16 protein-coding genes and 3 pseudogenes are annotated in these 21798 nt (G+C 61.1%); 17 read left to right on the forward strand and 2 right to left on the reverse strand.

The window, feature by feature from the left end; translation table 11 throughout:
- Positions 1-84: 84 nt before the first annotated feature.
- From NWV16_RS21745 to NWV16_RS21760, 5 genes and pseudogenes are all read left to right on the forward strand, one after another.
- Positions 85-681, forward strand: coding sequence for a biliverdin-producing heme oxygenase (locus NWV16_RS21745; RefSeq protein ID WP_260520702.1), 597 nt, complete (start codon positions 85-87; stop codon positions 679-681).
- A gap of 170 nt (positions 682-851) precedes the next feature.
- Positions 852-1247, forward strand: coding sequence for a YbaN family protein (locus tag NWV16_RS21750; RefSeq protein ID WP_260520703.1), 396 nt, complete (start codon positions 852-854; stop codon positions 1245-1247).
- Between the two features lie 453 nt (positions 1248-1700).
- Positions 1701-2708, forward strand: a pseudogene (locus NWV16_RS27885) (HAMP domain-containing protein); the annotation flags it as partial.
- A gap of 333 nt (positions 2709-3041) precedes the next feature.
- Positions 3042-3566 (forward strand): annotated as a pseudogene (locus tag NWV16_RS27890) (methyl-accepting chemotaxis protein); the annotation flags it as partial.
- Positions 3567-3748: 182 nt separating this feature from the next.
- A complete protein-coding gene (locus NWV16_RS21760) occupies positions 3749-5095 on the forward strand; it encodes a CoA transferase (protein ID WP_260520705.1) in 1347 nt (448 codons plus the stop codon).
- A gap of 132 nt (positions 5096-5227) precedes the next feature.
- Here the strand turns inward: NWV16_RS21760 and NWV16_RS21765 are convergent.
- Positions 5228-5374: pseudogene (locus NWV16_RS21765) on the reverse strand (DNA-3-methyladenine glycosylase 2 family protein); the annotation flags it as partial.
- Positions 5375-5401: 27 nt separating this feature from the next.
- Complete coding sequence (arcD, locus tag NWV16_RS21770) at positions 5402-6829, reverse strand: arginine-ornithine antiporter (RefSeq protein WP_260520706.1); 1428 nt, start codon at positions 6827-6829, stop codon at positions 5402-5404.
- Positions 6830-7266: 437 nt separating this feature from the next.
- Here arcD (NWV16_RS21770) and arcD (NWV16_RS21775) point away from each other — a divergent pair, with 437 nt between their 5' ends.
- From arcD (NWV16_RS21775) to NWV16_RS21830, 12 genes are all read left to right on the forward strand, one after another.
- The gene (gene arcD, locus NWV16_RS21775) at positions 7267-8694 is read left to right on the forward strand and encodes an arginine-ornithine antiporter (protein WP_260520707.1); all 1428 of its coding nucleotides are present in this window, start codon (positions 7267-7269) and stop codon (positions 8692-8694) included.
- 34 nt (positions 8695-8728) lie between these two features.
- Positions 8729-9985, forward strand: coding sequence for an arginine deiminase (gene arcA / locus NWV16_RS21780; protein WP_065258506.1), 1257 nt, complete (start codon positions 8729-8731; stop codon positions 9983-9985).
- A gap of 84 nt (positions 9986-10069) precedes the next feature.
- A complete protein-coding gene (locus tag NWV16_RS21785) occupies positions 10070-11080 on the forward strand; it encodes an ornithine carbamoyltransferase (protein ID WP_065258507.1) in 1011 nt (336 codons plus the stop codon).
- 207 nt (positions 11081-11287) lie between these two features.
- Entirely contained in the window at positions 11288-12217 is a 930-nt protein-coding gene (arcC, locus tag NWV16_RS21790; protein ID WP_260520708.1) for a carbamate kinase, read from the forward strand.
- A 64-nt stretch (positions 12218-12281) separates the two neighbouring features.
- Positions 12282-12644, forward strand: a complete 363-nt coding sequence (locus NWV16_RS21795; protein WP_065258509.1) for a DUF5064 family protein — start codon at positions 12282-12284, stop codon at positions 12642-12644.
- A gap of 199 nt (positions 12645-12843) precedes the next feature.
- The gene (locus NWV16_RS21800) at positions 12844-14352 is read left to right on the forward strand and encodes a sigma-54-dependent transcriptional regulator (protein ID WP_260520709.1); all 1509 of its coding nucleotides are present in this window, start codon (positions 12844-12846) and stop codon (positions 14350-14352) included.
- A 303-nt stretch (positions 14353-14655) separates the two neighbouring features.
- A complete protein-coding gene (gcvH, locus tag NWV16_RS21805) occupies positions 14656-15039 on the forward strand; it encodes a glycine cleavage system protein GcvH (RefSeq protein ID WP_260520710.1) in 384 nt (127 codons plus the stop codon).
- Positions 15040-15049: 10 nt separating this feature from the next.
- Positions 15050-17902 (forward strand): aminomethyl-transferring glycine dehydrogenase, encoded by a 2853-nt coding sequence (gene gcvP, locus NWV16_RS21810; protein WP_260520711.1) that lies wholly within the window; start codon positions 15050-15052, stop codon positions 17900-17902.
- A 75-nt stretch (positions 17903-17977) separates the two neighbouring features.
- On the forward strand, positions 17978-19354 hold the full coding sequence (locus tag NWV16_RS21815) for an L-serine ammonia-lyase (protein WP_260520712.1): 1377 nt from the start codon (positions 17978-17980) through the stop codon (positions 19352-19354).
- Between the two features lie 93 nt (positions 19355-19447).
- Positions 19448-20572, forward strand: a complete 1125-nt coding sequence (gene gcvT / locus NWV16_RS21820; RefSeq protein ID WP_260520713.1) for a glycine cleavage system aminomethyltransferase GcvT — start codon at positions 19448-19450, stop codon at positions 20570-20572.
- A gap of 404 nt (positions 20573-20976) precedes the next feature.
- Positions 20977-21189: a cold-shock protein gene (locus NWV16_RS21825; protein ID WP_007951194.1), complete on the forward strand. Its 213-nt coding sequence runs from the start codon at positions 20977-20979 to the stop codon at positions 21187-21189.
- 97 nt (positions 21190-21286) lie between these two features.
- Positions 21287-21775 carry an RDD family protein gene (locus NWV16_RS21830; RefSeq protein WP_260520714.1) on the forward strand — a complete coding sequence of 163 codons (489 nt, stop codon included), beginning with the start codon at positions 21287-21289 and terminating at the stop codon, positions 21773-21775.
- Positions 21776-21798: the final 23 nt, after the last annotated feature.

Below are 21798 nucleotides of genomic sequence, written 5' to 3' on the forward strand. Positions count from 1 at the left end.
ATCAGCACGCAGTGAGGTTTTTTTACGTTCCCGTGACTTCTTGTTCGTCTCGTTATCAAGCGCCTCTTTTATCAAGGACATCCCATGAGCACCCCGGAAAAAGCCCTGCGTTCGCAACGCTTGAACCAGATCACCCATGAGCCGCACAGCAAGCTCGATGCACTGGTCAAGGCCCACGCGCCGTTCGAGACCCGCGCCAGTTTCGCCCGCTTCGTGGTCGCGCAGTACCTGTTCCAGTCGGAACTGGTCTCGCTGTACAACGATGCCGAATTGACCGCCATCGTCCCTGATCTGCCGGCCCGCTGCCGCGCCGAAGCGGCCAGGGCCGACCTCGCCGACCTCGACACCGAAGTGCCGGCGCCCGTTGCCGGTGCGGTGAAAAACCCGAGCAAGGCCCGCGCGCTGGGCTGGATCTTCGTGTCCGAGGGTTCCAAGCTCGGCGCTGCGTTCCTGATCAAACGCGCGGTGGCGCTGGACCTGAGTGAAACCTTCGGCGCACGTCACCTCGGCGAGCCTGAAGGTGGCCGGGCCGAAGGCTGGAAAAGCTTCGTGCGCACCCTCGACTCGCTGCCGTTCAGTGCCGAGGAAGAAGCCGAAGTGGAGCAAGGCGCGCTCGATGCGTTCAACCGCTTCACCGTGCTGCTGGAACAGGCTTACGCCACGGAAGCTGAGCCGGCCTGACCCTGATCACACCGCAAAACCCTGTGGGAGCTGGCTTGCCAGCGATGACGGCGTGTCAGACAACATCAATGTCGACTGACCGGACGCTATCGCTGGCAAGCCAGCTCCCACAAGGAATTGCGTAAGTCTGTAAGATTCCTGCCCTGTCTCATAAGCCACTCGCTGAGCCCATGCCCCGACCCGCCTCCTCCCGACTCGCCCGCCTGCTGTTCGGCCTGCTGGCCTACGTCAGCCTCGGCATCGGCCTGATCGCCATCGTCGTGCCCGGCCTGCCGACCACCGAGTTCATCCTGCTCGCCGCCTGGGCCGCGACCCGCAGCTCGCCGCGCCTGAGTGCCTGGCTGGAAAACCACCGGCTGTTCGGGCCGATCCTGAGCAACTGGCGCAATGGCAAGATCATCGCCCGCAAGGCCAAGGTCAGCGCCACCGTCAGCATGCTGCTGTGCGCGACCCTGATGCTGGTGATGCTCGATCACGGCTGGCCGGTCTACCTGGCGATTGCCGGCATGACGCTGGGCAACCTTTGGATCTGGTCGCGCCCGGAATCCCGGCCAGAGATTTCCTGATTTTTCATCGCTTTCCAGGGCATTTCCCCGCGCAAACGTTTTGCCGCGACCGTTCGTCGGCAGACGGCTCATGCCGCCTCGCCTCGCGCCGATGAGCATTGAATGGCGCTGAATGGATTTGGCGAACCGGGCAATTCCGTGCCCCGTAGCCAACAGCTCATTCATTCGCGAGAACGTCCCATGTTCGACTCCCTGTCCATTCGCCTGAAAATCGTCCTGCTGTCCGGGCTTTGCCTGCTCGGCGTGGTGGCGCTGATCGTCGGCATCAACATCTACCAGACCAACCAGAACGACGAACTGGTCAGTGAATCGAGCAGCAAGATGCTCACCGCCAGCGTGCAGAATCTGCTGCAGGCCAAGGCTGCCGAACAGGCGGTTCAAGTGCAGAAGACCTTCGGCGAGAGCCTGGTGGTGATCACCGCACTGGCCGATCAGATCAAGGACATGCGCGTCATGGCCGCCAAGCGTTCGCTGGACGCCGGAGCCTTGCGTGAAGAGTTGAACCTGAGCCTGAAAACCGCGTTCGAGCGCAACAGCAAGGTGCTCGGCATCTGGCTGGCCTTCGAACCCAATGGCCTCGACGGCAAGGACAGCGAGTTCGTCAATGACGCCGCGCGCCAGTCCAACGAAGCCGGGCGCTTCGCCACGTACTGGAGCCGCGCCGCCGGTTCTGCGCTGAACACGATCATGGTCGAAGAGGACATGACCAAGACCACCCTCAGCCTCAGCGGTACGCCCTATAACAGTTGGTACACCTGCCCTCGCGACAACAAGCGCACCTGCCTGCTCGATCCTTACGCCGACACCGTGGGCGGCAAGGAAATGCTCATGACCACCATTGCCGTGCCGCTGCTGGTGGACGGCAAAGCCATCGGCGTGGTCGGCATCGACATCGCCCTCGACGCCCTGCAAGCGGCGGCCGTGGGTTCCCAACGCGAACTGTTCAACGGTGCAGGACACATGCTGATCGTCTCCGGCAGCGGCGTGCTCGGTGCCTACAGCACCGACGCGACCAAGGTCGGCAAAGGCATCGCCGAAACCCTGGGTGCCGAAGGCAAGGACATCCTGCAACTGCTGAGCGCCGGCACGCCGAAGATCCTCGAACAGGGCGACCTGATCCGCGCCGTGTATCCGGTTGATCCTATCGGTAACTCCCGCGCCTGGGGCGTGGTCATCGACCTGCCGAAACAAGTGCTGCTGGCCGACTCGGTCAAGCTGCAAGCGGTGCTCGATGACGCTCAGCAAACCGGCGTAATGACCGCGTTGGCGGTGGCCGTGATCGCCGGCCTGATCGGCCTGGTGCTGATCTGGCTCACTGCCTCGGGCGTGACCCGGCCGATCAACAGCGTCGCCGAGATGCTGAAGAACATCGCCAGCGGCGAAGGAGACCTGACCCAGCGCCTGAACTACAGCAAGAAGGATGAACTGGGCGAACTGGTGAACTGGTTCAACCGTTTTCTCGACAAGCTGCAACCGACCATCGCGCAGATCAAACAAAGCATCACCGAGGCCCGTGGCACCGCCGATCAATCGTCGGAAATCGCCCGCCAGACCAGCGAAGGCATGCAGGTGCAGTTCCGCGAGATCGATCAGGTGGCGACCGCCTCCAACGAAATGAGCGCCACGGCCCACGACGTCGCCAACAGCGCCTCGAACGCCGCCAGCGCGGCGAAAGGCGCCGACCAGTCGGCCAGGGACGGCCTGTCGATCATCGAGCGCAGCACCCGTGACATCAACCAGTTGGCCGATGAAGTCAGCAAAGCGGTGACCGAAGTCGAAGAACTGGCGGTCAACAGCGAACAGATCGGCTCGGTGCTGGAAGTGATCCGCAGCATCGCCGAACAGACCAACCTGCTGGCGCTGAACGCCGCCATCGAAGCCGCCCGGGCCGGTGAAAGCGGTCGTGGTTTCGCGGTGGTCGCCGATGAGGTCCGCAACCTGGCCAAGCGCACCCAGGATTCGGTTGAAGAAATCCGCGTGGTGATCGAACGCATCCAGACCGGCACCCGTGGCGTGGTCGCCACCATGCATTCGAGCCAGGCCCAGGCCCACAACAACGCCGGCCAGATCCGCCAGGCCGTGGACGCCCTCGGCAAGATCAGCGATGCGGTCACCGTCATCAGCGACATGAACTTGCAGATCGCCAGCGCCGCCGAACAGCAAAGTGCGGTGGCCGAAGAGGTCAACCGCAACGTCTCGGCGATCCGCACGGTCACCGAAACCCTGACCGGACAGGCCACCGAGTCGGCAGCGATCAGCAGCCAGTTGAATGCCCTGGCCAGCCAGCAGATGAAATTGATGGATCAGTTCCGCGTGTAATTGCGGTCGTCCTGAATCCCTGTGGGAGCTGGCTTGCCAGCGATGACGGTAGATCAGTCGATACATTGCTGACTGACACTCCGTAATCGCTGGCGAGCCAGCTCCCACAGGGGACAGTGTGTGTTTCATCTAAGCCAACAGCGTTTTGCACTATTCTGCCCTCTCGTTCCGGAGGGCCTTCGATGACTGATTTGCTCACGTCCGTTCAAGCCGCACTCGGTTTGCCCGGCACACCGATTCCGTTCACCGGCAAGGGCGCCCTGCCCTCGGCGTTTGCCGTCACCGACCTGGCCTGCGCGAGCATTGCCGCAGCCGGGCAGGCGATCAGCGAATTGCTCCGGCAGCAAACCGGACATTTACCTACCCTTGAAGTGGACCGCCGCCTCGCCTCGTTCTGGTTCGCCACCTCACTACGGCCAACAGGTTGGGAAGTGCCGCCGCTATGGGATCCGGTAGCCGGCGATTACGCGACCCGGGACGGCTGGATTCGTCTGCACACCAACGCCCCGCATCACCGCGCCGCTGCTGAAAGCGTGCTCGGTGCCTGTACCGATCGCGCAACGATGGCGGCGAAAGTCGCGCATTGGACCAGTGCCGATCTGGAGCAGGCGGTGGTCGATGCCAAGGGTTGCGCTGCCCGGATGCGCAGCTGGGAACAGTGGCAAAAACATCCCCAGGGACTGGCGGTGAATGCCGAACCCCTGGTGCATTTCAGTGATGGGAAAGACGAACGTCATCAACCCTGGCAAGGCTCGTTGGCGCAACCATTGGCCGGACTCAAGGTGCTCGACCTGACCCGCGTCCTCGCCGGCCCGACCGCCAGCCGCTTTCTCGCGGGCATGGGCGCGAATGTCCTGCGCATCGACCCGCCGACCTGGAACGAACCCGGCGTGGTGCCGGAAGTCACCCTCGGCAAACGCTGCGCACGGCTGGACCTGCAGCAACCGGCAGATCGTGCAGTGTTTGAAGGCTTGCTCAAGGATGCCGACATTCTGCTGCACGGCTATCGCGCCGATGCGCTCGAACACCTCGGCTATGGCGTCGAACGCCGCCGGCACCTGAGACCGGGGCTGATCGACGTCTGCCTCAACGCCTACGGCTGGAGCGGCCCGTGGCAGAACCGCCGGGGCTTCGACAGCCTGGTGCAGATGAGCAGCGGGATTGCCGAGGCCGGGCAGCGCTGGAAGCAGGCGGACAAACCGACGCCGCTGCCGGTGCAGGCCCTGGACCATGCGACCGGGTATCTGATGGCGGCGAGTGCGATCAGGTTGCTGACCAAAAGGCTGCGCAGTGGTCAAGGTGGGAGCGCGCGATTGTCGCTGGCGCGGACGGCGAAGTTGTTGATCGAGCATGGCGCGGGGACGGACGAAGCGTTGCGTCCGGAAAATGAACAGGATCAGAACTCGCAGGTGGAACAGACACCCTGGGGGTTGGCACATCGCCTCCAGGCGCCGCTGAGTATTGCTGGAACGCCGTTGCAATGGTCGTTGCCGGCAACTGAATTGGGATCACATCGAGCGCAGTGGTGAATTTCAGACCGCCATCGCTGGCAAGCCAGCTCCCACAGGTCCAACGGTGTCAGCGGATTTTTTGTACGGCCCGGATACTGTGGGAGCTGGCTTGCCAGCGATGGGGCCAATAATGCCCCCCTATCAGCAGGATCAGTCTGCCCTGCTCAAAGACGTCCACAGCAACTGCGCCGCATAACCGCGGAACGGGCGCCAGGCATCGGCGCGGGCTGACAATTCCCGCGCCGTTACCCGCTCGCCCTCCAGCACCTCCAGTGCTCGCAGCAATCCCGTATCCCCGGTCCGGCCCACGTCCATGTCGCAACCTCACAACGACAGCAGACCGCTGTACAAACCGTAAGCCGCCAGCCCGGCCCCGGCGATCACACAGGTGAAAATCCCCTTCTCGATCGTGGTGAACAGCGGCTCGCCCTGTTCATGCTTGGCCTTGGCGAACAGGATCACGCCCGGTGCATAGAGCAACGCCGACAACAGCAGGTATTTCACCCCGCCGGCGTACAGCAACCACACCGCGTAGCAGAGGGCGATACCGCCGATCAGCAGATCCTTGGTGCGTTCGGCCGAGGCATGTTCATAGGTTTCGCCGCGCCCGCTCAACAGCACCGCGTACGCCGCCGACCACAGGTACGGCACCAGAATCATCGACGAGGCGAGGTAGATAAGGCTGGTGTAGGTGCCGGCGGAAAACAGTGTGATCAGCAGGAAAATCTGGATCATCACGTTGGTCAGCCACAGCGCATTGACCGGCACGTGGTTGGCATTTTCCTTTTTCAGGAACGCCGGCATGGTGTTGTCCCTGGCCGTGGCGAAGAGGATTTCGGCGCACAGCAACGCCCATGACAACAGTGCACCAAGCAATGAAATCGCCAGGCCGATACTGATTGCCAGCGCCCCCCAGGGCCCGACGATGTGTTCCAGCACCGCCGCCAGCGAAGGGTTCTGCAGGGTCGCCAGTTCCGGTTGGCTCATGATCCCCAGCGACAACACATTGACCAGCACCAGCAGTGCCAACACACCAATGAAGCCGATCACCGTGGCGCGGCCGACATCCGAACGTTTCTCGGCCCGCGCCGAGTAAACGCTGGCGCCCTCGATACCGATGAACACGAACACCGTCACCAGCATCATGTTGCGCACCTGATCCATCACCCCGCCGAAGTTCGGGTTGCTGCGGCCCCAGATGTCACGGGTAAAGATGTCGGCCTTGAACGCCACGGCGGCGATGACGATGAACATGATCAACGGCACGATCTTGGCCACGGTGGTCAGTTGATTGATGAACGCGGCCTCCTTGATTCCGCGCATCACCAGAAAATGCACGGCCCACAGCAGCACCGAAGCGCAACCGATGGCGATCGGCGTGTTGCCCTGGCCGAACACCGGAAAAAAGTAGCCAAGGGTGCTGAACAGCAACACGAAATACCCGACGTTGCCCAGCCAGGCACTGATCCAGTAACCCCACGCCGAAGAAAAACCCATGTAGTCGCCAAACCCGGCCTTGGCGTAGGCATAGACGCCGGAGTCCAGTTCCGGCTTGCGGTTGGCCAGGGTCTGGAACACGAAGGCCAACGTAAGCATGCCGATGGCGGTGATCCCCCAGCCGATGAGGATCGCCCCGGCATCGGCCCGCGCCGCCATGTTCTGCGGCAAAGAGAAAATCCCCCCGCCGATCATCGACCCCACCACCAGGGCGATCAGTGCGCCAAGGCGCAGCTTTTGCGTCGGTTGCGACATTCAAATCTCCTTGAAATATGTGGCGAGGTTCTATTTGTAACAACTATTAACCAAGCGGATAAAACTGGGCGGCGTTTATCAGGGATTACCGAACAACATCCACTTATATATAGCGAATGACGCTAACGCATAGCACAGGAAGTTAGTTTTGTGCGCTGATCCTGATAAATCAATTCTGTGCTGAAAACAGATGTGAAAAATTTGCCAAAAGTCCAAAAGCAACTAGCGTGATAACTCGAAAGCAATAGGATCCATTCCCAACCGCACCATCGAAAGGCCTCTGGGACGGGCCTTCCAGACACAAGCCTTATGCCAGCATCGGCTTCATAAGTCATTCATTAACAATGGAATGTGAGCATGCACTGATCTACGTCAGCTGTTTGAAAAGCCAACAGAACTACGCTGTGAACTCTTCTCTCCTGCAATGGAGTCATGCAATGTCTGAAGCTCCCGGAAAACTACGACTAGGTGCACTGGTTGCATTGGTAGTCGGTTCAATGATCGGTGGCGGAATATTCTCTTTGCCACAGAACATGGCAGCCAGCGCCGACGTCGGCGCGGTGCTGATCGGTTGGGCCATCACCGCCGTCGGCATGCTCACGCTGGCTTTCGTCTTCCAGACCCTGGCCAATCGCAAACCTGACCTGGACGGCGGTGTGTACGCCTACGCCAAGGCCGGTTTCGGCGACTACATGGGTTTCTCGTCCGCCTGGGGTTACTGGATCAGTGCCTGGCTGGGCAACGTCGGCTACTTCGTGCTGCTGTTCAGTACGCTCGGTTATTTCTTTCCCGTGTTCGGTGAAGGCAACACGGTCGCGGCCGTCGTCGGTGCCTCGGTGTTGCTGTGGGCCGTGCACTTTCTGGTGCTGCGCGGGATCAAGGAAGCGGCGTTCATCAACCTGGTGACCACCGTCGCCAAGGTCGTCCCCCTGCTGCTGTTCGTCCTGATCGCACTGTTCGCCTTCAAACTGGACATCTTCACCGCTGACATCTGGGGCGTGAAAAACCCGGATCTGGGCAGCGTGATGAACCAGGTGCGCAACATGATGCTGGTCACCGTGTGGGTGTTCATCGGCATCGAGGGCGCGAGCATCTTCTCGGCCCGGGCGGAAAAACGTTCGGACGTCGGCAAGGCCACCGTCATCGGTTTCATCACCGTGCTGCTGTTCCTGGTGCTGGTGAACGTGCTGTCGCTGGGCATCATGACCCAGCCGGAACTGGCCAAACTGCAGAACCCGTCAATGGCTGCCGTGCTCGAACATGTGGTCGGTCACTGGGGCGCGGTACTGATCAGCGTCGGTCTGATCATCTCGCTGCTGGGGGCATTGCTGTCGTGGGTGCTGCTGTGCGCGGAGATCATGTTCGCCGCCGCCAAAGACCACACCATGCCGGAGTTTCTGCGCAAGGAAAACGCCAACCACGTACCGGCCAACGCCCTGTGGCTCACCAACGCCATGGTGCAGCTGTTCCTGGTCATTACCCTGTTCTCGGCCAGCACCTACCTGTCGCTGATCTACCTCGCCACCTCGATGATCCTGGTGCCGTACCTGTGGTCGGCGGCCTACGCGCTGCTGCTGGCAGTGCGCGGCGAAACCTATGAAGGTTTTGCCGCCGAACGGCGCAAGGACCTGATCATCGGCGCCATCGCCCTCGTCTACGCGATCTGGCTGCTGTATGCCGGCGGCGTGAAGTACCTGTTGCTGTCGGCCCTGCTCTATGCCCCCGGCGCGATCCTGTTCGCCAAGGCCAAGCTTGAAGTTCACAAACCGGTTTTCACCCACGTCGAGAAGCTGATTTTCGCCGCGGTGGTCGTGGGTGCCCTGGTGGCGGCCTACGGTCTCTACGACGGCTTCCTGACTCTGTAACTGCCAAACGTTTTGTCTCTGGAGGATCACTGAAATGACCACGGAAAAAGTTAAGTACGGCGTCCATTCCGAAGCCGGCAAACTGCGCAAAGTCATGGTTTGTTCCCCAGGCCTGGCCCACCAGCGGCTGACCCCGAGCAACTGCGACGAACTGCTGTTCGACGACGTCATCTGGGTCAATCAGGCCAAGCGCGACCACTTCGACTTCGTCACCAAGATGCGCGAGCGCGGGATCGAAGTGCTGGAAATGCACAACCTGCTGACCGACATCGTCGGCAATCCCGAAGCGCTGAAATGGATTCTGGATCGCAAGATCACCCCGGACACCGTCGGTGTCGGCCTGACCAACGAAGTGCGCAGCTGGCTCGAAGGCCTGGAGCCGCGCAAGCTCGCCGAATTCCTGATCGGCGGTGTGGCCGGCGAGGATCTGCCGGACAGCGAAGGCGCCAGCGTGATCAAGATGTACCGCGATTACCTGGGACACTCCAGCTTCCTGCTGCCGCCACTGCCCAACACTCAGTTCACCCGCGACACCACTTGCTGGATCTACGGCGGCGTGACCCTCAATCCGATGTACTGGCCGGCCCGTCGTCAGGAAACCCTGTTGACCACCGCCATCTACAAATTCCATCCGGAGTTCACCAACGCCGACTTCGAAGTCTGGTACGGCGACCCGGACAAGGGCCACGGCCAGGCCACCCTCGAAGGCGGCGACGTGATGCCGATCGGCAACGGTGTGGTGTTGATCGGTATGGGCGAGCGCACCTCGCGCCAGGCCATCGGTCAACTGGCACAGTCGCTGTTCGCCAAAGGCGCGGCGGACAAAGTCGTGGTTGCCGGCCTGCCGAAATCCCGCGCAGCGATGCACCTGGACACCGTGTTCAGCTTCTGCGACCGCGACCTGGTTACCGTTTTCCCGGAAGTGGTCAAGGAAATCGTGCCGTTCATCATCCGTCCTGACGAAAGCAAACCTTACGGCATGGACGTACGCCGGGAGAACAAAACCTTCCTCGAAGTGGTGGCCAGCTCGCTCAATCTGCCGAACCTGCGCGTGGTGGAAACCGGCGGCAACAGCTTCGCCGCCGAACGCGAACAATGGGATGACGGCAACAACGTGGTGGCCCTGGAGCCCGGGGTCGTCATCGGTTACGACCGCAACACTTACACCAATACGCTGCTGCGCAAGGCCGGGGTCGAGGTCATCACCATCAGCGCCGGCGAACTGGGCCGTGGTCGCGGCGGCGGCCACTGCATGACCTGCCCGATCGTGCGCGACCCGATCGATTACTAAAACGCTGAGCCCTGGCCGCGACTCACCTTCTTTCAACAGAAAGTCGCGGCCAGGGGGACAACCGAGTACGCAAGGAGATCCATCATGGCTTTCAACATCCACAACCGTAACCTGCTCAGTCTCGAACATCACAGCACCCGCGAGCTGCGTTATCTGCTGGACCTGTCCCGTGACCTCAAGCGCGCCAAGTACACCGGCACCGAGCAGCAACACCTCAAGGGCAACAACATCGCCCTGATCTTCGAAAAAACCTCGACCCGCACTCGCTGCGCGTTCGAAGTCGCCGCTTACGACCAAGGCGCCAACGTCACCTACATCGACCCGAATTCATCGCAGATCGGCCACAAGGAAAGCATGAAGGACACAGCCCGCGTGCTGGGTCGCATGTACGACGCCATCGAGTACCGTGGCTTCAAGCAGGAAATCGTCGAAGAGCTGGCCAAGTTCGCCGGCGTACCGGTGTTCAACGGCCTGACCGATGAATACCACCCGACCCAGATGATCGCCGACGTGCTGACCATGCGCGAACACAGCGACAAGCCATTGCATGACATCAGCTACGCCTACCTGGGCGATGCCCGCAACAACATGGGCAACTCGCTATTGCTGATCGGCGCCAAGCTTGGCATGGACGTGCGCATTGCCGCACCGAAGGCCCTGTGGCCCCATGACGATCTGGTGGAGCGCTGCCGCAAATACGCCGAAGAAAGCGGCGCCCGCATCACCCTGACCGAAGATCCGAAAGCGGCGGTCAAGGACGTGGACTTCGTGCATACCGACGTCTGGGTCTCGATGGGCGAGCCGGTCGATGCCTGGGGTGAACGCATCAAGCAACTGCTGCCGTATCAGGTCAACAAAGAGCTGATGAAAGCCACCGGCAACCCGCGCACCAAGTTCATGCACTGCCTGCCGGCGTTCCACAACAGCGATACCAAGGTCGGCAAACAGATCGCCGAACAGTACCCGCACCTGGCCAACGGCATCGAAGTGACCGACGACGTGTTCGAGTCGCCGGCCTGCATCGCCTTCGAGCAAGCGGAAAACCGCATGCACACCATCAAGGCGATTCTGGTCTCGACTTTGGCTGATCTGTAAACCGGCGCAGCTCTCACTGACACGACAAGGTCACTGTGGGAGCTGGCTTTTGTGGGAGCCGGGCTTGCCCGCGATGGCATCACCTCGTTGCAACTTAATAACCGAGGCGCCTGCATCGCTGGCAAGCCAGCTCCCACACAAGCCCGGCTCCCACAATGACCGCGTTCGCTCTGTCAGACCTGATTGTTCTTCAGAAGGACCAACACCATGCGTATCGTCGTAGCTCTGGGCGGTAACGCCCTGCTCCGCCGTGGCGAGCCGATGACCGCTGACAACCAGCGCGCCAACATCCGCATCGCCACCGAGCAAATCGCCAAGATCCATCCCGGCAATCAACTGGTCATCGCCCACGGCAACGGCCCGCAAGTCGGCCTGTTGTCGTTGCAAGGCCTCTCCTACAAACCCGATGAAGCCTACCCTCTGGACGTGCTCGGTGCCGAAACCGAAGGCATGATCGGCTACATCATCGAACAGGAACTGGGCAACCTGCTGGACTTCGAAGTCCCGTTCGCCACCCTGCTCACCCAGGTCGAAGTCGACCCCAAAGACCCGGCCTTTAAAGACCCGACCAAATTCATCGGCCCGGTCTATGCCAAAGAAGAAGCCGAGCGCCTGGCCAAAGAGAAAGGCTGGGTGGTCAAGGCCGACGGTGACAAATACCGTCGCGTGGTCGCCAGCCCGAAACCCAAGCGCATCTTCGAGATCCGCCCGATCAAGTGGCTGCTGGACAAGGGCAGCATCGTGATCTGCGCCGGCGGTGGCGGCATTCCGACCATGTATGACGAGCAGCGCAACCTCAAGGGCATCGAGGCCGTCATCGACAAGGACCTGTGCTCGGCATTGCTCGCCGAACAACTGGAAGCGGATCTGCTGGTGATCGCCACCGACGTCAACGCCGCCTACGTCGACTTCAACAAGCCGACCCAGAAAGCCATCGCCCAGGCCCACCCTGATGAACTGGAGCGCCTGGGCTTCGCCGCCGGCTCCATGGGGCCGAAGGTGCAGGCAGCCTGCGAATTTGCGCGCCATACTGGCAAGGTTGCGGTGATCGGTTCGCTGGCTGACATCGAAGCCATCGTCCAGGGCACCGCCGGCACTCGCGTCAGTACCGCGAAACCCGGCATCACCTACCGATAAAAATGAAATGCTGGGGCAGACTCCAGGTCTGCCCTTCTCCCATGCCTTGAAAGGAGAGAACACCATGGCCCAGTTCGAACCCGGTCATTTGCACATCGAGCGGCACGCGTTGACCCAGGATGACGTCAACTACAACATCCGCCTCGAATACGAGGTGTCGCAGGATCCGCAAAAAGGCAAAGGAATACAGTTCCGGCTGATTGGAAGCATCCAGGGCAAAGAGGTCAACGAACCGTTCTTTCTGCCCAAGGAAGAGGCCTACAACTTCGCTCGCAACGTGACGCAGATCGCCGAAAAGTACGGCATCCCCAAAAGCCATAGCCAGATCGGCTCGGTGCACAAGCATTACGACCTGATGTTTGAAGACATTCGTACGCAGCTGAATATGAAATCCGGGGATCCGGTCAATCCCGAGCATTTCGAGTGACCCTGCCCTACCTTGAACACCACAGATCTATTGTGGGAGCGAGCCTGCTCGCGATTGCGGTTTTTCTGTCGACATCTTCTTTGCTGACACACCGTTATCGCGAGCAGGCTCGCTCCCACATCGGTTGGCCGGATTTCACCATTTCCCCGCCCCAAGGCATACTTGCCCCCCTCCGTACTCCAGAACCCAGAACCACCCCATGCGTATCCACGTCAGCTTCATCGACCGCGTCGGCATCACCCAGGAAGTCCTGGCGATTCTCGGTGGACGCAACCTCAATCTGGATGCGGTGGAAATGGTCCCGCCGAACGTCTACATCGACGCCCCGACCCTCAGCCCGCAAGTGCTCGAAGAACTGAAAGATGCACTGTTCAGGGTGCGAGGTGTGGAGGCCGTGGTCGTCGTCGATATCCTCCCCGGCCAGCGTCGACACTTGCAGCTCGATGCCCTGCTCGCGGCGATGACCGATCCGGTGCTGGCGCTGGACAGCGCAGGCAAGGTGCTGCTGGCCAACCCGGCGCTGATCGCCCTGTACGGTCGCGAACCTGCGGGTGAAAGTGTCTCGGAGCTGTTCAACGATCCAGGCCTGCTCGAAACCCTGCTCGAACAGGGTTTCCGCCTGCCGCTGCGGGAAATCACCGTCAACGGCCAGACCCTGTTGCTGGACGCCACACCGATCACCGACGCCGGCGCCCTGCTGACGCTGTATCAACCGAACCGCATCGGCGAGCAGCTCTCGGCGCTGCATCACGATCACGCCGAAGGCTTCGACGCGCTGCTCGGCGAGTCCCCGCCGATCCGCACCCTCAAGGCCCGCGCACAACGGGTGGCGGCGCTCGATGCACCGCTGCTGATCCAGGGCGAAACCGGCACCGGCAAGGAGCTGGTGGCTCGCGCCTGTCACGCCAGCAGTGCTCGACACAACGCACCGTTTCTGGCACTGAACTGCGCGGCCCTGCCGGAGAACCTCGCCGAGAGCGAACTGTTCGGCTACGCCCCCGGCGCCTTCACCGGTGCACAACGGGGCGGCAAACCGGGGCTGATGGAACTGGCCAACCAGGGCACGGTGTTTCTCGACGAAATTGGCGAGATGTCGCCGTACCTGCAGGCCAAGCTGCTGCGATTCCTCAATGACGGCAGCTTCCGGCGAGTAGGCGGTGATCGCGAAGTGAAGGTCGATGTGCGAATCCTTAGCGCGACCCACCGCGATCTGGAGAAAATGGTCAGCGAAGGGCTGTTTCGCGAAGATCTCTTTTACCGCCTCAACGTGCTCAACGTCGAAGTGCCGCCGCTGCGCGAGCGCGGTCAGGACATTCTGTTGCTGGCCCGCTATTTCATGCAGCAGGCCTGCGCGCAGATCCAGCGCCCGGTCTGCCGCCTCGCCCCCGGCACTTACCCGGCGCTGCTCGGCAACCGCTGGCCGGGCAACGTGCGGCAATTGCAGAACGTGATCTTCCGCGCGGCGGCGATCTGCGAAAGCAGCCTGGTGGACATCGGCGACCTCGACATCGCCGGCACCGCGGTCGCACGCCAGACCGACACCGACGTCGACAGCCTGGAAGAAGCGGTGGAAGCCTTCGAGAAATCGCTGCTGGAGAAACTCTATGTCAGCTACCCCTCGACCCGCCAACTGGCCAGTCGTCTGCAGACCTCACACACCGCGATTGCCCATCGACTGCGCAAGTACGGGATTTCAGGAAAAGCCTGACCCCGACAAAAGCGACCTCCAACTGTACTGAAAGCGCTACAGCGGAACGATATCGCTACACCTCTCTCCGATCAGCGCCGTGCAAGGCTTTGATCCACTTCAGCTTTTTTCTTCGCTCCAAGCTGTAGCGATTTCGCTACAGCCAGCTCGATCACGCTCACCGCAAAGCTCATCAACCAATTGATTTATAAGGATATTTTAACTTTGGCCGCGTTCTTGCTAAGTCACCGCTCATAAATCAGGGCATTGCTGCCCGAGTATTCCACCGCGTCCACCAGACGAGTCTGGCCCTTAGGAGATTCCATGAGCGAGTTGCGTTTTACCGAAGATCACGAATGGCTGCGCGCTGAAGCCGATGGCTCTGTCACCGTTGGCATCACCGCTTTCGCGCAGAACGCCCTGGGCGACGTGGTGTTCGTGCAACTGCCTGAATTGCAGGCTTACGAGAAAGGCGCCGAAGCGGCCACCGTGGAATCGGTCAAAGCCGCGAGCGGCGTTTACATGCCGCTGAACGGCGAAGTCCTGGCGACCAACCCGGCGCTGGAAGACAGCCCGGAACTGGTCAACGAAGATCCGCTGGGCGAGGGCTGGTTCTTCCGCTTCAAGCCTGCCGACGCATCGGCTGTTGCGAAGCTGCTGGATCAGGACGCCTACGACCGTCTGATCAAAGCCCAAGCCGAAGCCTGAGGAACCTGACATGACCCAAGTAAATCTCGGCACCACCAACGAATTCATTACTCGTCACATCGGCCCTCGCGCCGGTGACGAGCAGGCCATGCTCAACAGCCTCGGCTTCGACTCGCTCGAAGCCCTGACCGCCAGTGTCATCCCGGAAAGCATCAAGGGCACCAGCGTACTCGGCCTCGACGACGGCCTGAGTGAAGCCGACGCCCTGGCGATGATCAAATCCATCGCCGGCAAGAACCAGCTGTTCAAGACCTACATCGGCCAGGGCTACTACAACTGCCATACGCCATCGCCGATCCTGCGCAACCTGCTGGAAAACCCGGCCTGGTACACCGCCTACACCCCTTACCAGCCGGAAATTTCCCAGGGCCGTCTCGAAGCGCTGCTGAACTTCCAGACCCTGATCAGCGACCTCACCGGTCTGCCGATCGCCAACGCCTCCTTGCTCGACGAAGCCACCGCCGCTGCCGAAGCCATGACCTTCTGCAAACGCCTGAGCAAGAACAAGGGCAGCCACCAGTTCTTCGCCTCGATCCACTGTCATCCGCAAACCCTCGACGTGCTGCGCACCCGTGCCGAGCCGCTGGGCATTGAAGTGGTGGTGGGCGACGAGCGCGAACTGACCGACGTGACGCCATTCTTCGGCGCCCTGCTGCAGTACCCGGCGAGCAACGGTGATGTGTTCGACTACCGCGAACTGACCGAACGCTTCCACGCTGCCAATGCCCTGGTTGCCGTGGCCGCCGACCTGCTGGCCCTGACCCTGCTGACCGCCCCGGGCGAGTTCGGTGCAGACGTTGCCATCGGTTCGGCACAACGCTTCGGCGTGCCGCTGGGCTTCGGTGGCCCGCACGCGGCTTACTTCTCCACCAAAGATGCGTTCAAGCGCGACATGCCGGGCCGTCTGGTCGGCGTTTCGGTTGACCGCTTCGGCAAGCCGGCCCTGCGTCTGGCGATGCAGACTCGCGAGCAGCACATCCGCCGCGAGAAGGCCACCTCGAACATTTGCACCGCACAAGTGCTGCTGGCCAACATCGCCAGCATGTACGCCGTGTACCACGGCCCGAAAGGCCTGACCCGGATCGCCAACCGCGTGCACCACTTGACCGCGATCCTGGCCAAGGGTCTGAGCGCACTGGGCGTGACCGTCGAGCAAGTCAGCTTCTTCGACACCCTGACCCTGGCCACAGGTGCGCAAACTGCTGCGCTGCACGACAAGGCTCGCACTCAACAGATCAACCTGCGCGTGATCGACGCCCAGCGTCTGGGCCTGTCGGTGGACGAAACCACCACCCAGGCCGACATCGAAACCCTGTGGGGGCTGTTCGCCGAAGGCAAGACTCTGCCGGATTTCGCCGCTCTCGCCGCCTCCGCTCAGAGCACCATTCCAGCCGCGCTGGCGCGTCAGTCGCCGATCCTCAGCCACCCGGTGTTCAACCGTTATCACTCGGAAACCGAGCTGATGCGCTACCTGCGCAAACTGGCGGACAAGGACCTGGCACTGGATCGCACCATGATCCCGCTGGGCTCGTGCACCATGAAGCTCAACGCCGCCAGCGAAATGATCCCGGTGACCTGGGCCGAATTCGGCGCCCTGCACCCGTTCGCCCCGGCCGAGCAAAGCGCCGGTTACCAGCAACTGACCGACGAACTGGAAGCGATGCTCTGCGCCGCCACCGGTTACGACGCGATCTCGCTGCAACCGAACGCCGGCTCCCAGGGGGAGTACGCCGGTCTGCTGGCGATCCGTGCCTACCACCAGAGCCGTGGCGAAGACCGTCGCGACATCTGCCTGATCCCGTCGTCCGCCCACGGCACCAACCCGGCCACCGCCAACATGGCCGGCATGCGCGTGGTCGTGACCGCGTGCGATGCTCGTGGCAACGTGGACATCGAAGACCTGCGCGCCAAGGCCATCGAGCATCGCGAACACCTTGCAGCGCTGATGATCACCTACCCGTCGACCCATGGCGTGTTTGAAGAAGGCATCCGCGAAATCTGCGGCATCATTCATGACAACGGCGGCCAGGTGTACATCGATGGCGCCAACATGAACGCGATGGTCGGCCTCTGCGCACCGGGCAAGTTCGGCGGCGACGTCTCGCACCTGAACCTGCACAAGACCTTCTGCATCCCCCACGGTGGTGGCGGCCCGGGCGTCGGCCCGATCGGCGTGAAATCGCACCTGGCTCCGTTCCTGCCGGGCCATGGTCACATGGAACGCAAGGAAGGCGCGGTCTGCGCGGCACCGTTCGGCAGCGCGAGCATTCTGCCGATCACCTGGATGTACATTCGCATGATGGGCGGCGCAGGCCTCAAGCGTGCTTCGCAACTGGCGATTCTTAATGCCAACTACATTTCCCGTCGCCTGGAAGAGCATTACCCGGTGCTGTACACCGGCAGCAATGGTCTGGTGGCGCACGAGTGCATTCTTGATCTGCGCCCGTTGAAAGACAGCAGCGGCATCAGCGTCGATGACGTCGCCAAACGCCTGATCGATTTCGGCTTCCACGCCCCGACCATGTCGTTCCCGGTGGCCGGCACGCTGATGATCGAGCCGACCGAAAGCGAATCCAGGGAAGAACTGGACCGTTTCTGCAACGCCATGATCCGCATCCGCGAAGAAATCCGCGCGGTGGAGAACGGCACGCTGGACAAGGACGACAACCCGCTGAAGAACGCACCGCACACCGCAGCGGAACTGGTGGGCGAGTGGACTCACCCGTACAGCCGCGAGCAGGCGGTGTACCCGGTGGCGTCGTTGATCGAAGGCAAGTACTGGCCGCCGGTCGGCCGCGTCGACAACGTGTTCGGCGACCGCAACCTGGTCTGCGCCTGCCCGTCGATCGAAAGCTACGCTTGACCTGTGAGGGGGCGGGTTCGCCCGCCCCTTTCACGCGTGCCTGATGTGCCCATAACAAGAAACCGGAGAACAACCATGTCGTTAAGCGTGTTCGACCTGTTCAAGATTGGCATCGGCCCTTCCAGCTCACACACCGTCGGCCCGATGCGCGCTGCTGCGCGTTTCGTCGAAGGCCTGCGCCGGGAAAACCTGCTGTCGGCCACCACTGGCGTGAGGGTCGAGCTGTATGGATCCCTCGGCGCCACTGGCAAGGGCCACGGCAGCGACAAGGCCGTGCTGCTGGGTCTGGAAGGCGAACATCCGGATACCGTGGACACTGAAACCGTCGCTGCCCGTCTGCAGGACATTCGCAGCAGCGGTCGTTTAAGCCTGCTCGGCGAACACAGCATCGTGTTCAACGAGAAAGAACACCTGGCCATGATCCGCAAGCCGCTGGCTTATCACCCCAACGGCATGATCTTCCGTGCCTTCGATGCAGCGGGATTACAGATCCGCAGCCGCGAGTACTACTCGGTCGGCGGTGGTTTTGTGGTCGACGAAGATGCAGCCGGAGCCGACCGTATCGTCGAAGACGCCACGCCGTTGACCTTCCCGTTCAAGAGTGCCAGGGATTTGCTCGGTCACTGCACCACTTATGGGCTGTCGATCAGCCAGGTGATGCTGACCAACGAAAGCGCCTGGCGCCCGGAAGCGGAAACCCGTGCCGGCCTGCTGAAAATCTGGCAAGTGATGCAGGACTGCGTGGCCGCCGGCTGTCGCAACGAGGGCATCCTGCCGGGTGGTTTGAAGGTCAAGCGACGGGCGGCGGCGTTGCACCGGCAACTGTGCAAGAACCCGGAATCGTCGCTGCGCGATCCGTTGTCGGTGCTCGACTGGGTCAATCTATACGCCCTCGCCGTCAATGAAGAAAACGCTCACGGCGGGCGCGTGGTCACGGCACCGACCAATGGCGCGGCGGGGATCATTCCCGCAGTACTGCATTACTACATGCGCTTCATTCCTGGTGCGAATGATGACGGCGTGGTGCGTTTCCTGCTGACCGCGGCAGCCATTGGCATTCTGTACAAGGAAAACGCCTCGATTTCCGGCGCCGAAGTCGGCTGTCAGGGCGAAGTGGGTGTGGCCTGTTCGATGGCGGCCGGTGCGTTGTGCGAAGTCCTCGGCGGCAGCGTGCAGCAAGTGGAAAACGCCGCCGAAATCGGCATGGAGCACAACCTCGGCCTGACCTGCGATCCGATCGGCGGGCTGGTGCAGGTGCCCTGCATCGAGCGCAACGCCATGGGCTCGGTCAAGGCGATCAATGCCGTGCGCATGGCCATGCGTGGAGACGGGCAGCACTTCGTCTCCCTCGACAAGGTCATCCGCACCATGCGCCAGACCGGCGCCGACATGAAAAGCAAATACAAGGAGACCGCCCGCGGCGGTCTGGCGGTCAACATTATCGAGTGCTGATCGCGTCATTAACTCACTCTCCCTGCGGGAGAGAACACAAAACCGGTCCCCTCTCCCTCCGGCAGAGGGTTGATGTGAATCAAGGAGTCACGCATGTCCACCGAACAACTGTCGAAAACCCCGTTGCACGCTCTGCATCTCGAACTCGGCGCCCGCATGGTGCCGTTCGCCGGCTACGACATGCCGGTGCAATATCCACTGGGGGTGATGAAAGAGCACCAGCACACCCGTGAGCAGGCCGGGCTGTTCGATGTGTCGCACATGGGCCAGATCCGCCTGAGCGGCGCCAATGCCGCCAAAGCCCTGGAAACCCTGGTGCCGGTGGACATCATCGACCTGCCGGCGGGTATGCAGCGCTACGCGATGTTCACCAACGAAACCGGCGGCATTCTCGATGACCTGATGGTCGCCAACCTTGGCAATGACGAGTTGTTCCTGGTGGTCAACGCTGCGTGCAAACATCAGGACCTGGCCCATCTGCAAAAACACATCGGCGATCAATGCACCATTACCGAGCTGTTCGAAGCCCGTGCTTTGCTCGCCCTGCAGGGCCCGGCAGCCGTCACAGTGCTTGCGCGCCTGGCGCCGGAAGTGGCGAAAATGACTTTCATGCAGTTCACCCGCGTGAAACTGCTGGGTGTGGATTGCTTCGTCAGCCGTTCGGGTTACACCGGTGAAGATGGTTTCGAAATCTCGGTTCCGGCAGCCGACGCGGAAAAACTCGCCCGTGCCCTGCTGGCCGAACCGGAAGTCGCCGCCATCGGCCTCGGTGCCCGTGACTCGCTGCGCCTGGAAGCCGGCCTGTGCCTGTACGGGCACGATATGAACACCGATACCACGCCGATCGAAGCAAGCCTGCTGTGGGCCATTTCCAAACCGCGCCGCGCCGATGGCGCGCGTGCCGGCGGTTTCCCGGGTGCAGAACAGGTATTCAACCAGCAGCAGAACGGTGTCGCACGCAAACGCGTCGGCCTGCTGCCGCAGGAACGCACACCGGTCCGTGAAGGTGCAGAAATCGTCAACGAAGCCGGCGAAATCATCGGCAGCGTGTGCAGCGGCGGCTTCGGCCCGACGTTGGGAGGGCCATTGGCGATGGGTTACCTCGACAGCACCTACGTCGCCCTGGACACGCCAGTCTGGGCCATTGTTCGTGGGAAAAAGGTGCAAATGCTTGTAAGCAAAATGCCATTCGTTCCACAACGCTACTATCGTGGATGATTGACTGTTTCTATAAGTAACGCGATTGCGTTATGCGTGCACTAATGTGTAACGCAATCGCCATAAAACAGTGCACTTTCCTTACATTCGATTCGAATATGAACTTGGCTTATAACGATCGAAAACAATTGAACAGGCTAATCGTATAAGCCCGACTAGTGAACTGACTAACAGCCGGCAAGCACAGGAAATCCGCGGCCTTCACAGGGCTTGTATTTCCTCATGTAGTTGGCGTAGAGTTTGCCCACTGTGTTTGCATGGGTCAGCTTGGAATCGTGACCTGGGCAGTAGCCTACAAGTTAGCTACATCCCGTTCGACGTCTTCTTACTCTCCTGCAACCAGCCCCAGTACTCTTTCATGAGGAAGAGACTGTCATCAATTTTTGCGTCAAAGGAAATAAGAAATGTCCACACGTCAGAGCGGTACCGTCAAGTGGTTTAACGACGAGAAAGGTTTTGGTTTTATCACTCCAGAAAGCGGTCCGGATCTGTTCGTGCATTTCCGCGCCATTCAGGGCAACGGCTTCAAGAGCCTGAAAGAAGGCCAGAAAGTGACCTTCGTTGCAGTGCAGGGCCAGAAAGGCATGCAAGCTGACGAAGTCATCGCTGAAGCCTGATTTTCTGAAACGAAAAAGCCCCTGATATTGATATCAGGGGCTTTTTTGTGCGCGCGAATCCGTAAAATGGCGCTTCACTTTCCATCCAGAGGCTGCCATGTCGAAACACCTGCTCAATCCCCAGGGCGAGTTCCCCGCCGTCGGCCTGGGCCGTCGTCTGGCAGCGATGTTCTATGATTTTCTGCTGTGCACCGCCCTGCTGATCGTGACTGGCGGCATCTACAAGATGATTCAGGCCGCAATCATCGGCGAGGAGCGTCTGCGGGTCCTGACCGATGCCGGCAAGCTGGATGGGGACCCCCTGTACTCCACAGTGCTGCTGCTGGTGCTGTTCGGCTTCTTCGCCAAGTTCTGGACTCACGCAGGCCAGACATTGGGCATGCAGGTGTGGGGCATTCGTGTGCAGAACGCCGATGGCACTGCGATCAGTCTGTGGCAGGCGCTGCTTCGATTCATGGTTTCGATCGCTTCGTGGCTGTGTCTGGGCCTGGGGTTCTTCTGGTCACTGTTCGATAAACAGAAACGCGCCTGGCACGACATCTATTCGGATACGCAACTGGTGCGGATTCCGAAGAAAGCGAAGTAATCCTGTGGATGCAAAAACGCCCC

Source organism: Pseudomonas sp. BW7P1 (assembly GCF_024981055.1).
Classification (GTDB): domain Bacteria; phylum Pseudomonadota; class Gammaproteobacteria; order Pseudomonadales; family Pseudomonadaceae; genus Aquipseudomonas; species Aquipseudomonas bananamidigenes.

What these genes read in the sequence shown, in the direction of transcription:
- arcA (WP_065258506.1), top strand. Translation starts at nt 8,729, where the DNA reads ATGACCACGGAAAAAGTTAAGTACGGCGTCCATTCCGAAGCCGGCAAA.
- arcD (WP_260520707.1), top strand. Translation starts at nt 7,267, where the DNA reads ATGTCTGAAGCTCCCGGAAAACTACGACTAGGTGCACTGGTTGCATTG.
- arcC (WP_260520708.1), top strand. Translation starts at nt 11,288, where the DNA reads ATGCGTATCGTCGTAGCTCTGGGCGGTAACGCCCTGCTCCGCCGTGGC.
- NWV16_RS21795 (WP_065258509.1), top strand. Translation starts at nt 12,282, where the DNA reads ATGGCCCAGTTCGAACCCGGTCATTTGCACATCGAGCGGCACGCGTTG.
- NWV16_RS21745 (WP_260520702.1), top strand. Translation starts at nt 85, where the DNA reads ATGAGCACCCCGGAAAAAGCCCTGCGTTCGCAACGCTTGAACCAGATC.
- NWV16_RS21830 (WP_260520714.1), top strand. Translation starts at nt 21,287, where the DNA reads ATGTCGAAACACCTGCTCAATCCCCAGGGCGAGTTCCCCGCCGTCGGC.
- NWV16_RS21785 (WP_065258507.1), top strand. Translation starts at nt 10,070, where the DNA reads ATGGCTTTCAACATCCACAACCGTAACCTGCTCAGTCTCGAACATCAC.
- NWV16_RS21825 (WP_007951194.1), top strand. Translation starts at nt 20,977, where the DNA reads ATGTCCACACGTCAGAGCGGTACCGTCAAGTGGTTTAACGACGAGAAA.
- NWV16_RS21800 (WP_260520709.1), top strand. Translation starts at nt 12,844, where the DNA reads ATGCGTATCCACGTCAGCTTCATCGACCGCGTCGGCATCACCCAGGAA.
- gcvP (WP_260520711.1), top strand. Translation starts at nt 15,050, where the DNA reads ATGACCCAAGTAAATCTCGGCACCACCAACGAATTCATTACTCGTCAC.
- gcvH (WP_260520710.1), top strand. Translation starts at nt 14,656, where the DNA reads ATGAGCGAGTTGCGTTTTACCGAAGATCACGAATGGCTGCGCGCTGAA.
- NWV16_RS21750 (WP_260520703.1), top strand. Translation starts at nt 852, where the DNA reads ATGCCCCGACCCGCCTCCTCCCGACTCGCCCGCCTGCTGTTCGGCCTG.
- gcvT (WP_260520713.1), top strand. Translation starts at nt 19,448, where the DNA reads ATGTCCACCGAACAACTGTCGAAAACCCCGTTGCACGCTCTGCATCTC.
- NWV16_RS21760 (WP_260520705.1), top strand. Translation starts at nt 3,749, where the DNA reads ATGACTGATTTGCTCACGTCCGTTCAAGCCGCACTCGGTTTGCCCGGC.
- arcD (WP_260520706.1), bottom strand. Translation starts at nt 6,829, where the DNA reads ATGTCGCAACCGACGCAAAAGCTGCGCCTTGGCGCACTGATCGCCCTG.
- NWV16_RS21815 (WP_260520712.1), top strand. Translation starts at nt 17,978, where the DNA reads ATGTCGTTAAGCGTGTTCGACCTGTTCAAGATTGGCATCGGCCCTTCC.